General features: G+C 66.2%; 12 protein-coding genes and 1 tRNA gene. 6 read left to right on the top strand and 7 right to left on the bottom strand.

The window, feature by feature from the left end:
• The first annotated feature begins 91 nt into the window (after positions 1 to 91).
• Complete coding sequence (gene hisF, locus FCT00_RS18455; RefSeq protein ID WP_138424181.1) at positions 92 to 853, top strand: imidazole glycerol phosphate synthase subunit HisF; 762 nt, start codon at positions 92 to 94, stop codon at positions 851 to 853.
• Positions 850 to 1,158, top strand: coding sequence for a phosphoribosyl-ATP diphosphatase (locus FCT00_RS18450; protein ID WP_138424180.1), 309 nt, complete (start codon positions 850 to 852; stop codon positions 1,156 to 1,158). The genes hisF and FCT00_RS18450 overlap by 4 nt, the downstream gene beginning before the upstream one ends.
• 87 nt (positions 1,159 to 1,245) lie before the next feature.
• On the opposite strand, the gene FCT00_RS18445 is transcribed toward FCT00_RS18450, so the two are convergent.
• From FCT00_RS18445 to rlmB, 4 genes are all read right to left on the bottom strand, one after another.
• The gene (locus FCT00_RS18445) at positions 1,246 to 2,037 is read right to left on the bottom strand and encodes a class I SAM-dependent methyltransferase (protein ID WP_138424179.1); all 792 of its coding nucleotides are present in this window, start codon (positions 2,035 to 2,037) and stop codon (positions 1,246 to 1,248) included.
• Complete coding sequence (locus tag FCT00_RS18440; protein ID WP_138424178.1) at positions 2,030 to 2,461, bottom strand: CoA-binding protein; 432 nt, start codon at positions 2,459 to 2,461, stop codon at positions 2,030 to 2,032. The genes FCT00_RS18445 and FCT00_RS18440 overlap by 8 nt, the downstream gene beginning before the upstream one ends.
• A gap of 262 nt (positions 2,462 to 2,723) precedes the next feature.
• Positions 2,724 to 2,963 (bottom strand): putative hemolysin, encoded by a 240-nt coding sequence (locus FCT00_RS18435; protein WP_138424177.1) that lies wholly within the window; start codon positions 2,961 to 2,963, stop codon positions 2,724 to 2,726.
• 18 nt (positions 2,964 to 2,981) lie between these two features.
• Positions 2,982 to 3,785 carry a 23S rRNA (guanosine(2251)-2'-O)-methyltransferase RlmB gene (gene rlmB, locus FCT00_RS18430; protein ID WP_138424176.1) on the bottom strand — a complete coding sequence of 268 codons (804 nt, stop codon included), beginning with the start codon at positions 3,783 to 3,785 and terminating at the stop codon, positions 2,982 to 2,984.
• A 130-nt stretch (positions 3,786 to 3,915) separates the two neighbouring features.
• Between rlmB and FCT00_RS21535 the strand changes: the two genes are divergently transcribed.
• Positions 3,916 to 3,999 (top strand) — tRNA-Tyr (locus tag FCT00_RS21535).
• A gap of 21 nt (positions 4,000 to 4,020) precedes the next feature.
• Here the strand turns inward: FCT00_RS21535 and FCT00_RS18425 are convergent.
• Positions 4,021 to 4,989: a Kelch repeat-containing protein gene (locus FCT00_RS18425; protein WP_171043044.1), complete on the bottom strand. Its 969-nt coding sequence runs from the start codon at positions 4,987 to 4,989 to the stop codon at positions 4,021 to 4,023.
• A gap of 99 nt (positions 4,990 to 5,088) precedes the next feature.
• On the opposite strand from FCT00_RS18425, the gene FCT00_RS18420 reads away from it, so the two are divergent.
• The 3 genes from FCT00_RS18420 to FCT00_RS18410 are packed head-to-tail and all read left to right on the top strand — an operon-like array spanning position 5,089 to position 8,676.
• Positions 5,089 to 6,411, top strand: coding sequence for an aromatic ring-hydroxylating dioxygenase subunit alpha (locus FCT00_RS18420; RefSeq protein WP_138424174.1), 1,323 nt, complete (start codon positions 5,089 to 5,091; stop codon positions 6,409 to 6,411).
• Positions 6,412 to 6,415: 4 nt separating this feature from the next.
• Positions 6,416 to 7,861, top strand: coding sequence for a glutamine synthetase family protein (locus FCT00_RS18415; RefSeq protein WP_138424173.1), 1,446 nt, complete (start codon positions 6,416 to 6,418; stop codon positions 7,859 to 7,861).
• A complete protein-coding gene (locus tag FCT00_RS18410) occupies positions 7,861 to 8,676 on the top strand; it encodes an arylamine N-acetyltransferase family protein (RefSeq protein ID WP_138424172.1) in 816 nt (271 codons plus the stop codon). The genes FCT00_RS18415 and FCT00_RS18410 overlap by 1 nt, the downstream gene beginning before the upstream one ends.
• 15 nt (positions 8,677 to 8,691) lie before the next feature.
• Here the strand turns inward: FCT00_RS18410 and FCT00_RS18405 are convergent, their stop codons facing one another.
• Together FCT00_RS18405 and FCT00_RS18400 are read right to left on the bottom strand one after the other, a co-directional pair.
• A complete protein-coding gene (locus FCT00_RS18405) occupies positions 8,692 to 10,353 on the bottom strand; it encodes a B12-binding domain-containing radical SAM protein (RefSeq protein ID WP_138424171.1) in 1,662 nt (553 codons plus the stop codon).
• A gap of 309 nt (positions 10,354 to 10,662) precedes the next feature.
• A complete protein-coding gene (locus FCT00_RS18400; protein WP_171043043.1) occupies positions 10,663 to 12,180 on the bottom strand; it encodes a phospholipase D family protein in 1,518 nt (505 codons plus the stop codon).
• Between the last annotated feature and the right edge of the window lie 109 nt (positions 12,181 to 12,289).

Below are 12,289 nucleotides of genomic sequence, written 5' to 3'. Positions count from 1 at the left end.
ACCCTGACGTGGGGCGCGCGCGGGCGCAAGCCGCCACTGGCAAAGCCGGGGCAAACCGTCTATTCCGACCGCGACGATCCCCGGAGGGCACATGCTCAAGACCCGCATCATACCTTGCCTCGACGTGGCCGATGGCCGCGTGGTCAAGGGCGTCAATTTCGTCGATCTGCGGGACGCGGGCGACCCGGTGGAGGCCGCCAAGGCCTATGACGCCGCTGGGGCGGACGAGTTGTGCTTTCTCGACATTCACGCGACGCATGAGAACCGGGGGACGATGTTCGATCTGGTCCGGCGCACGGCCGAGCAGTGCTTCATGCCGTTGACCGTGGGTGGCGGGGTGCGCACGCATGAGGACGTGCGCGCGCTTTTGCTCGCGGGGGCCGACAAGGTCAGCTTCAACTCCGCCGCCGTGGCCAACCCCGACGTGATCGCCGAGGCCGCTGAACGCTTCGGCTCGCAATGCATCGTCTGCGCCATCGACGCCAAGACGGTCGCGGGCGGCGGGTGGGAGATCTTCACCCACGGCGGGCGCAAACCGACCGGCATCGACGCGGTCGAATTCGCGAAAACGGTTGTCGCGAAGGGGGCCGGGGAAATCCTGCTCACCTCGATGGACCGCGACGGCACGCGCGCGGGCTTCAACCTGCCGCTCACCCGCGCCATTTCGGATGCGGTGGACGTGCCGGTCATCGCCTCGGGCGGCGTGGGCACGCTCGACCATCTCGTCGAGGGCGTGACGGAAGGCGGGGCGAGCGCCGTGCTGGCCGCGTCGATCTTTCACTTCGGTGATTTCACCATCCGCGAGGCCAAGGAGCACATGGCCGCCGCGGGCATCCCCATGAGGATCGAATGAGCGCGCTGGACCGACTTGCCGAAACAATCGAGAAACGCCGGGGCGTGAACCCGCGCGACAGCTGGACCGCCGCATTGCTGGCCCGCGGGCCGGAAAAATGCGCCGAGAAATTCGGGGAAGAGGCGGTCGAGGCGATCATCGAGGCGGTGAAGGGCGACCGGGAAAAGCTGACCTCCGAGGCGGCGGACGTGCTGTATCATCTGCTCGTCATGCTGGCCGCCCGCGATGTGCTGTTCAAGGATGTGCTGGCGGAACTCGACCGCCGCGAAGGCACGTCGGGAATTGCCGAAAAGGCATCGCGGTAGACGGATCGGGCCGGGCTTGCGCCCACCCCGACCCGTGCGAGAGGCCAGCCTCTCGCGCTCTCCGAAGTATTTGAAAAACGAAGAAGGTCAGGACGCGCGGTCGATCCGGCCCCACCAGCGGCGGCGGTCGCGGCTGACGATCGGGACGGCGAGCGCGGTGAGGCGTGGGCCGGGCGCGCCGTCGGCCATGACGACCGCGCGGCGGGCGACGCGGGCGGCGTGTTCCATGGTCGCTGGGCTGGGGGACCAGTCGGACGCGAAAAGACGGACGAGGTCGAGCCCATGCGCGCCCTCCTGCGGCCAGGCGAACATCGGGTCGAGGGCGACGATGTCGAATCTGTCGTCGGGCTGGGCCGCGAGGAACGTGTCGGCATGTGCGGCGAGGTGTTCGATCCGGCGCATGGCGGGGATCAGGGCTGGCGCTGCGTCATATCGGGCTAGACCGCGCGCGACGATAAGGGCGAGGATCGGGTCGGCCTCGAGCGCGACGACGCGGCCCGTGGGGCCGACCGTCTGCGCGGCGACGATCGCGTCCGCGCCCATGCCGCAGGTGCAGTCGAGCACATGGTCGCCGGGACCGATTCCGGACGAGGCGATGAAATGGTCGGTACGGCCCGCATCGCCCACCCGGCGGGCGGCGAGATTGGGGTGAAATCCCAGACGGCGGCTGCCCTGAACGATGGTGATCGCCTCACGCTTGACCACCAGCCCCACCGGGCGCCCGGTTTCACGCGCATGATGGGCGATGGAGCGGCCCGCACGCTCGGCAAAGGGCAGATCAAAGCGGTGCGCGATCGCTTGCGCGTCGGCCACTTCGTCCGGGTCCGGTTTCTTGCGCGTCGTGACGAACAGGTCGCCCGGCGCCAGCCGATCAGCCAAGGAGGCGGGGGTATTCGATGGCGGGGCAGCGGTCCATCACCACGTCGACCCCTGCCGCGCGGGCGGCGGCGGCGGCATCTTCGTTCACCACGCCCAATTGCATCCAGATGGATTTGAGGGCGGGGAGCGCCTCGAGCGCCTCGTCCACCACCGGCCCGACCGCGTCCGAGCGGCGGAAGATGTCGACCATGTCGACGGGCCAGTCGCGGGGAATGTCGGAGAGCGAGGCGACGACGGTTTCGCCAAGCGCCTCCTGCCCGGCCTGGCCGGGGTTCACCGGGATCACGCGGTAGCCCTTGGCGGACAGAAAGCGCGCGACCCGGTTCGACGGGCGGGCTTCGTTGGGCGACCAGCCGACGACGGCGATGGTCTTGGTGTCCGTCAGGATGCCGGAGATGAATTCGTCTGAATAGCTCTGTGTCATGGCGCGACAGTATCCCAAGCGGAGTTGGAGGAAAGCGGTCATTCGATCGCGGTGGCGCGATGGCGCTGCGGGGCCAAAAAAAAGCGCCCGGAAGGGGACCCGGGCGCAGTTTGTGGAACGAGGGACAGTGAAGTGAGATTGCGGGCGTTCCACCACCCGGTCTCGCCATGACACATATGATGCGCCCACCGCAGAAAAAGGGTGAATAAAGAATCTGTGAAAGGAGGGGAGCATTCGGCGGGAATTGGCCGACACTTCGCGGTCAGGCGGTCTGCGCGTCCCGGTAGAGTGCCCATTCATCGACCATTTGCCCATCTGGAAGGCGGCAATAGCCGGTCTGACCGTCCGGCCCGTCCTTGATGACGGTCTCGCCGCCGATACTGCCGCAATGAACCGAAGCGGGGTTCTCCATATCGACGAACGGGGCTTCGTCCGTCTGCGGCGTGCAGGCGGCGAGCGTGACGGGCAGGGCCGCGAGGGCCAGGAAACGCGGGATGGTCATGGGGGCGGTCTGCTCCGATCAGGGCCGGGGCGCAACGCCCTGTGCCCGCGTGACGGCATAGAGCGAGACGGCGGCGGCGTTGGACACGTTGAGCGATCCGAACTCGGCGGCGAAGGGGATTTTCACGAGCGCATCGCAGGTTTCACGGGTTTTCTGGCGCAGCCCCGGCCCCTCGGCCCCCATCACGAGCGCGACGGCGTGCCCTGACAGCGGGGCGAGCGCGTCGGCGATGTCGTCATCGGCTTCTCCGGCAAGGCCCAGAACGGTGTAGCCCATGTCCTTGAGCGTCCCCATCGCGTCGGCGAGGTTCGTGACGCGCAGATAAGGCTGCCGTTCGAGCGCGCCGGATGCGGTCTTGGCAAGGGCGCCGGTTTCGGGTGCCGAATGGTGCTTGGTGCCGATCACGGCGCGGGCGCCGAACACTTCGGCCGAGCGCAGGATCGCGCCCACGTTGTGCGGATCGGTCACGCGGTCGAGCAGGACGACGACGGGCGGCCGGTCGCCGTCACCCATGCAGACCTCCTCCAGCCGGCCCCAGTCGAGCGGTTTGACTTCGAGCGCGGCACCCTGATGGACCGAGCCGGGGTCGAGCGGAACGGGAAACTTGCGCGGGTCCGCCACTTCGGGCTCGATCCCGCCCGTGATAATGACGTCGGCCAGCTTGTCGGCGGCGTTCTTGGTCACGACGAGTCGCAGTTTGTCCCGCCGCGGGTTCACCAGCGCGTCGCGCACCGCGTGCAGACCGAAAAGCCAAACGGTTTCCGCCGCCGCAGCCCGCTTGGACTTCTCTTTTTCGACCACCCATTTCGGTTTCTTCGACACGCGTGCACCCCTGTTTCGACAGGCCCGGACAATGCGCAGCCACCGGGGCCGAGTGCAAGGGATTTTCGGCTTGACGGGTCAGGGGCGCACAGGTAATCAGCCCCCCACGCGCCGGGGGCAACCCCGGTTCGGGCGACGAGCTGCAAGGTGCGGCAGCGGACTGTAACTCCGCCGGGGAGACCCATGCCTGGTTCGATTCCAGGGTCGCCCACCACTCCCCCACATCGAAATGCCGCTACGGTTCCAGTCGTTCGACCGTCGCGACCGCGCCGAAGCCCGCGACCTTTGCGCCGCCGAAGACGAAAAGCGCGCCGCCCAGGGCTGCGGCGGTCGTGCCGTGGCGGGGGGTGCGCAGATCGGGCAGGGGCGACCAGGTGTCGGTTCCGGGGTCGTAGACCCAGCTTTCGGCGAACACGCTCGGGCGCGGGACGAAGACCTCGCCGCCGAACGCGTAGAGCTTGCCGTTCAAGACGGCGGCGGACAGGCCGCCTTGTGCCTCTGGCATCGGCGCACGGGTCTCCCATGCGCCCGTGGCGGGGTCGAATACCTCGTGCATAGCGACATTGCGGATTTGGCCGTCCGTGCCGAACTGTCGCCCGCCGACCACATGGATGCGCCCGTCTATCACGCCGCCTGCGGCGCTGTTGCGGGCCGTGGGGGCATCCGGCCCGCGTGTCCAACGGCCCGTGACCGGGTCGAAGACGTCCATCCGGGCGGTGTCGGCGTGATGTTCGAAACGGTCCGCCCCGTCGCGCCGGGGAACCCGCCCGCCGATGACGTGGATCTTGCCGCCGACCGCCGCGCTCACATGCTCGCCGCGCGGCACGGGCAGGGGCGGCGCGTTCCGCCACGTCCCGTCCGTCAGGTCGAAGGCCAGAACCTCGTCCACAGCAGCCCAGACCGGCGGAACGCCCTGAAACCCGCCGAGCGCGAACAGCGTGTCGCCGACGACCGATACGCCGACATGGTGGCGCGGCGCGGGAAGGGGCGGCAGGTCGCGCCACGTATCCGCCACCGGATCGTAAGCCCGCGCGGCGTCGGTCGGGCGGCCCCGGTCGTCGAAGCCGCCGAGCGTGTAGAACAGGCCGTCATGCGTGTCGCCATAGATTTCCTGCGCCGGCGCGGGCATCGGCGCGACCGGCACCCAATCGGCAAGGGCTGCGCCCGGCCAGGTGGCACAGGCGACGACCAAGGCTTTCCACATTCGCGAACCCTCCCGCTGCGTGCTGCCATGGTCAAAGCATTTGTCCTTCCGGTCAAACCCTGTAACCATTGCGCTGCGAACGATCGGCAGGGAGGCATCATGATAAGCCAGCAACTCAACGACACCATCACGCGAGTCGGGCCGGGAACGCCTGCGGGCGAGGTGCTGCGCCGGTATTGGCAGCCTGCCGCGCTGAGCGACGAGTTGGCGGGCAAGCGGCCCGTGGTGCCCGTCACGCTTCTGGGCGAGGAACTGGTTCTGTTTCGCGATTCCGAGGGCGAGTTGGGCCTGATCGACCGGCACTGTCCGCATCGCGGGTCGGACCTGTGTTACGGGCGGCTCGAGGACAACGGTCTGCGCTGCCCGTTCCACGGCTGGCACTTCGACCGGACCGGGCAATGCGTCGAACAACCCGGCGAGCCGGAAGGCTCGAAGATGCATGAGCAGATCAAGACCACCTCCTATCCCGTTGAGGAACGGAACGGAATCATCTTTGCCTACATGGGGCCGGGCGATCCGCCGCCGTTCCCGAATTTCGACTGTTTCCGTGCGCCCGACAGCCATGTCTTCGCCTTCAAGGGTCTGTGGGAGTGTAACTGGCTTCAGGCGCTGGAGGTGGGCATCGACCCCGCGCACGCCTCGTTCCTGCATCGGTTTCTGGAGGACGAAGACCCGTCCGACGGCTACGGTAAACAGTTCCGCGACAAGGCGGCGAACACCGAGATCCCGATGACGCAGCTTCTGCGCGACTATCCGCGCCCCGAGATCGAGGTCGAGGAGACAGACTACGGTATGCGGGTCATCGCCCTGCGCAATCTGGACGACGGGCGCACGCATGTGCGGGTGACGAACCAGATTTTCCCCGAGGCGATCACGATCCCGATGAGCCGCGAGATGATTATCACCCAGTGGCACGTCCCCGTCGATGACGAGACCTGTTATTGGTACTCGATGTTCACGAGCTTCGGTGACCCGGTGAACAAGGAGCTGATGCGCGAGCAGCGTCTGGCCGAGCATCGGCTGCCCGACTACGCACCGCTCAAGAACAAGCGCAATCAGTATGGCTACAACGCGGACGAGCAGGATCGGCTGACCTATACCGGCATGGGCCTCGACATCAACGTGCACGACCAGTGGGCGGTGGAATCGATGGGGCGCATTCAGGACCGGACCAAGGAACACCTCGGCAAGACCGACAAGGCGATCATCGCGAACCGGCGGCGGCTGCGGGCGGCGATCAAGGCGCTTGAAGAGGGGAACGAAGATGCGCTGCCGATGAAGAACGGCACCGACGTCGCCGCGCTGACCGGGCCGCTCGCGAACGACACGATCTCGAACGACGGGGATTGGGTGCGCGCCTATACCGAAGGCGATGCGGCACGCCGTGCGGCCTGCACGGGTTGGGACGCGAAGGTCGGGTGAACGGGTGAGCGCGGACAGGGACAGGATCGCCTCGGGCGCGCTGGCGCGGCTTGGGCTGCTTACCGACGACCAAACGGCGGCGGGGGCCGAACTTCTGGCGCATGTGCGGTCCGAAGGCCTTGAAACGGTGCGCGTGCTGTTCACCGATCCGCATGGCGTGCTGCGCGGCAAGGTGATCGCGACGCGGGCGCTGGGATCGGTGCTGGCGGATGGGATGAAGGTGCCCTCGACGCTGTTGCTCAAGGACACGTCGGGGCGCACGGCCTTTCCGGTGTGGTCGGGGGATGACGTGCCCATGGCCGGGGCTTCGGATGTGCTCTTGGTGCCGGATGCAGCCACCTTCCGGCGTCTGCCGTGGTCGCCGCATTCCGGCTGGCTCCTGTGCGATGTCCGTAGGGGTGACGGGGCAGAGATGCCGTTCGATCCGCGTGCGATCCTGCGCCGTCAGGTGGCGCGGCTCGCCGAACGCGGGATCGAGATGCGGATCGGGCTGGAGGTCGAGTTTCACGTGTTCGACGTGGTGGACCCGCGTCTGAACCATGCCGACACCACGATGCCGCCCGCGCCGCCACACACGCGCGCGCTGGCCCCCGGCTACCAGTTCCTGACCGAAACCGTCTATGCCCAGCTCGAACCCCTGATGGACCGCCTTCGCCGTGCGGCGGAAGAGATCGGCCTGCCAGTCCGCTCGACCGAGGTCGAGATGGGGCCAAGCCAGTTCGAGTTCACCTTCGACCCCGCCGATCCGGTCACGCAGGCCGATGCCATGGTCATGTTCCGCACCTTGGTGAAAGAGGTCTGCGCCGCAGATGGTAAGCATGCGACCTTCATGTGCCGTCCAAGGGTCGACAACGCCGCCGCTTCGGGCTGGCACGTGCATCAGTCGCTCGTATCCGCTGAGACGGGCGTGAACCTTTTCATGAGCGATACCAAGGGCTTGAACGACCTTGCGGGTCAATGGGTCGCGGGGCTCTTGGCCCATGCGGGCGAAAGCTGTGTGCTGACCACGCCCACCGTCAACGGCTACAAACGCTATACGCAATTCCAGCTCGCCCCAGACCGCATCGCTTGGGGGATGGACAACCGGGGAACCATGCTACGCGCGCTTGTCGCGCCGGGCGATCCGGCCAGCCGGATTGAGAATCGTGTCGCGGACCCGGCGGCCAACCCTTACCTTCTGTTCGCGTCGCAAATCATCAGCGGCCTCGCCGGAATCGAGGGCGACCTGACCCCGCCCGCCCCGGTGGAACGGCCCTATGGCGAAGGGCCGGAGCCGCTGCCCGCCTCGCTGGGCGAAGCGATCGCCGCCTTCGCGGCCTCCGACCTCTATGCCGATGCGCTCGGGTCCGAGACGGTCGCACATCTTCTGACGCTCAAGCGGGCCGAGTGGTCCCGCTATCTCGCCGCCGTGTCGGAGTGGGAGCAGGCCGAATATTTTCGGCTTTTCTGATGGATTTCGACCTTACCGCCTATCTCGCCCGGCTCGAATTGCCGACCCCCGGTTCGGGGCGCGAGGGGCTGTTCCGGCTGCACCGCGCGCATATGACCCATGTGCCGTTCGAGAACACCGAGCCGCTATTGGGCAGGGTGCCGTCACTCGCGCCCGACGATCTGTTCGACAAGATGGTGACGCGTCGGCGCGGTGGCTACTGTTTCGAGCACAACGGGCTCTACGCCGGTGCCCTGCGCGCGCTCGGCTATGAAATCACGCCGCTTCTCGGGCGCGTGCGCAACGGGGCGCCCGAGGGCGGCGCGCGCACGCATCAGGCGCATCTGGTCGACATCGACGGCGAGACCTGGCTGACCGACGTGGGCTTCGGGGGGCATAGCCCGCTCGTCCCGCTCGCGCTTCGCTTCGACGTCGAGCACGACGCGCCGAACGGGCGCTATCGGTTCCGTGCGGACGCCGCGAGCGGCGAGACGGTGATCGAGCGTCTGGCGGGGGCGGACTGGGTTTCGCTCTGGGGCTTCGACGACTACCCGGTGCGCCCGGTGGATATCGAGGCGGCGAACGTGGTGACGGCGTGCTGGGACAAGGCGCCGTTTCCCGCGAACCTCATGGCCTCGTTCCATGGGCCGGGGGGCCGCGTGACCCTGTTCAACCGGGCGTTTTCGCGCGGGCTGCCCCCGGATCTGGACACGCGGATGATCGCGGATGCAAATGACCTTGCTGCGGTCCTGCGCCACGAGTTCACGCTCGACCTGACCGCGGAGGAGGTGGCGGCGATCTGGAAGAAGGTTGAAGGCGCGCCCGTATCACGTTGAAACGAATGCGATTCTCTATTCTGCGGCGGTAAGCTCTTTGGTGTCTTCGGTGCCGAAGCTGCCTTCGCCCATGCGACGACGATAGACTTCCGTCGCATTCGCGTCCGGGTGCTTTTCGCAAAAGGCGATCTGGTCCTTCATCTCGCGCTTCACGTATTCGCTGAACGGGCCGAGATGCGCATAGAGCGCGGCGCAATAGAGTGCGTGCTTGATCGCGCGGGGTTTCTTGCGCAGCACATAGGCCAGCAGCCGCCAGTAATGCCCGCGCAGATCCGGGCGCTTGGTCGTTGCGTTCCAGAAGAAGGTCATCAGATGCTTGGCATCCTTGACGATCATCTTCCGGCTCAGATCGCCCGACGGACCGGACGGGTCGAGAAGGTCGACCATGTTGCGCACGCGCTGGAAAAAGCTCTCAGGCGCCATGATGGTGTCGACGACCGTATAGTATTCACCAAGAATATCTTTGCGCGGGCGCAGGGTCTGGAAGTTCAGGCCCGAGACGCACTGATCCCCGTCGTCGTCCTTTTCGAGCACGCCGAACATCGGGTCGAGCCGCCCCTCAGCTTCGAGCCGGCGTTGAAGCTGCGTGTTGGGCAGGGCGGTCAGAAGCCCGACCATGGCGACGGGAATCGACGCCTCCTCGATCAACTCGATCATGCCTTGGGCCGCATGTTCGCTTTCGTTGTCGAAGCCCACGATGAACCCGGCGATGACGAAAATCCCGTAGCTCTGGATGGTATGGATCGACTTGGCGATGTCGCGTTTGGTGTTCTGCTTTTTCTTCATCGCGACCAGCACGTCGGGGTCCGGGCTTTCGATGCCGACGAAGGTGGTGAAGAAGCCCGCGTCGCGCATCAGCCCCAGAAACTCGTGGTCATCGGCGAGGTTGAGCGAGGCTTCGGTGGAAAACTCGAACGGAAACCCGTGCGCGCGTTGCCATTCGACCAACTTGGGCAAAAACGCCTTCACCGATTTCTTGTTGCCGATCAGGTTGTCGTCCACGAAATCGACGTGGCCCCGGTAGCCCATCTCGTAAAGCCGGTCGAGTTCGCTCAGGATCTGGTCTTCCATCTTGGTGCGCGGCTTGCGCCCGAACAGCTCGATGATGTCGCAGAATTCGCAAAGGAACGGGCAGCCGCGCGACAGCTGGACGTTAATCATCAGGTAGTCGTCGAGGTCGAGCAGGTCGTAGCGCGGGATCGGTGTCGTGGTGACGTCGACGGTGTGAAGCGGCGCGCGGAATTCGCCGGACCGGATGCCGGAGCGCAGCGCGGCGATGACCTCGTCCAGCACGCCCTCCGCCTCGCCGATGACGCGAATATCGACGTCGGAATACATTTCCGGGTGGGAACTGACATCCGGCCCGCCAACCACGGTGACCTTGCCGCGTGCCTTGCACCGGGCGGCCTCGTTCAGCAGGTGGCGCTGTTGCGAGATCATGCCGGAGAACATGACGATATCGGCCCAGTCGATCTGGTCGTCGGTCAATTCCTCGGTGTTGGTGTCCACCAGACGCACGGGCCAGTCGCCCGGCAGCATCGCCGCGACCGTGATAAGGCCCAGAGGCGGGGCCGGGTATTTCGCATTGGTGAGTTCGCAGGTCTCGAGGAAATTCCAGAACGAGACGTTCGAAAACTTCGGGTAAACCAATAGGACCTTCGGCGTTGGGTCAGCCATGACGTGCTCCCATATCCGTTGCGTTTGAAATTGCTGGCCTTTGGTAAAGCGTAACCTGAAACCCGTTTTTTCCGGATTCATTTCTTGGGGCGCGTCGGCAAATTCGCGTGACGGCTGGTTTTATGGGGCAATTCGGGGCTAGCGCGTCGCGGCGTGGGTCGCTTCAGCCAAGGGCCCGTGTCCCGCCGTGGCGGTCGGGGATGGCGCTTGCCCACGTCGGGCTTACCTTAGGGAAAACAGAGGCTTGCGTCGGGTCGGCCTTCTTGACGTCAGGGCAGGGACGACCTTTTGCCGCGTCCCCGTCGCCCGTCAGACCATTTCTTCCGGCACCCCCGGCAATGGTTCGCCCATTTTTTCGGCAGGCTCCACATCATAGGGCAGAATGAAGTGGTTTCGGTCTTCCGGTGCGCGTTTCGCGTTGTCCTGCGCGGCCCGGGTCCATGTCGCGGCGCGGGTCAGGTCGCCCGGCGCGCCATCCGGGAACCAGTGGTCGCAGCAGCGCGAAAACACCTGCTCCGCACGTCCCGGTTCCGCCAGTTCGATGCCCGTTTCGCTGTCCCACCGCATCGAGCGGCCGTTCAAGTTGGCCGACGACACGATCGCAGCGCGGTCGTCGATCACCATCACCTTGGCGTGGATATAGATGATCGGGGCGTCGTAATGCGTGTCGCGCCCGTCGGTTTGCATCCGGCGCGGTTGCGCGGGCGAGCCGAAGAAGACGCGGTCGCCGAAGGCGTCGCGCAGGCGCTCGACGGCGGTGCTTTGCAGTTGCTCGCCGTATTTTGCGTCCATGTCGTCGCTGCTGTCGAACGCCACATCCTCGGGCGCGGCAGGCAACAGAACGACGAGTTGCAGATCAGGTTGAGCGGCGGCGGCCGTCACCAGCGCGTCGGTGATCGGTGTCGAGCGCAGGAATTGCGTTTCGATGAAGATGTATCGCTTGGCCGTGCGGATAAGCCTGAGATGGGCCTCTTCCAATTCGCGCAGAACCTCATGCGGCGCCAGTCGCCGCCCGCCGGGAACGTCGCAGGACAGCGTGCGCAGCACGCCGCCGAACGCGGACGGCTGCACTTCGCCCGCTGTGACCGCGCGAAACTCCCGCAGGTGCCGAAGCCCGGCCTTGGCCACTTCGCCGGTGACGATCAGTTGCACGTCGTGCCACGTCTTTTCCGGCGCGCGGCGGTGATGTTTGTCGTCGTAGCGACGCGGGTTCAGGTCCAGCCCGCCGACGTAGAGCACGCGCCCGTCGGCGACGGCCATCTTCTGATGATGGGTGGCCGGCACAAGCGGGGCAGGCGGCCAGAGACGCGGCCACATCTTGCCGGCCCGGCGGCGGATCATCTGGCGGAACCGGGGGCGGTGGGCGAGCACGGTGTCGCACTCCTCCCGGTCCATCCCGGTCAGGCGGTTGCATTCGTCGCGCAGTTTCCGGCGGGTCACCGGCATGAACAGGACGCGATGCGCCCAGCCGACGCGGGCCGGATGCATGTGCACGTCGATGTCCAGCAGGTCGGGATTGCGCGACGCCTCGGCGGCGGCGACGCAATCGTCGCGGCACCGCCACGACAGCTCGTGCAGATCGGGCCGGGCGACCGGATCGAAATCGGTGATGATGATCGTGAAGCGCACGCCCTCATCCAGCTTGTGCCGCAAGAGGTCCGACCACGTTTCGCCCACCGCCTTGGCCTCGTCGCTGTAAAGATGGGTCGTCGGGTCGAAGATCCGCATCGAAATCCACACGTCGCGCCGCGCGTTCAACACCATGCGCTCGAAAGCCGGATAGGCTTCGGACGCGGTGATCAGGACCTGCGCCGTTTCGGTCTGCATGTCATGCGCTCCTTGGTCCGGGTCACGGGGGCTTTGCGTGTCAGTGTCGAACATACAGTGGAAAGCCCCGCCGCCCTGTGCGGGTTCCCTGTCCGACCGAAGAATCCGG

The sequence above is a fragment of the Maritimibacter alexandrii genome (assembly GCF_005871115.1).
GTDB classification, from domain to species: domain Bacteria; phylum Pseudomonadota; class Alphaproteobacteria; order Rhodobacterales; family Rhodobacteraceae; genus Maritimibacter; species Maritimibacter alkaliphilus.
Note: the sequence above shows the minus strand (reverse complement) of the source record. Positions and strands in the feature narration are given on the sequence as shown.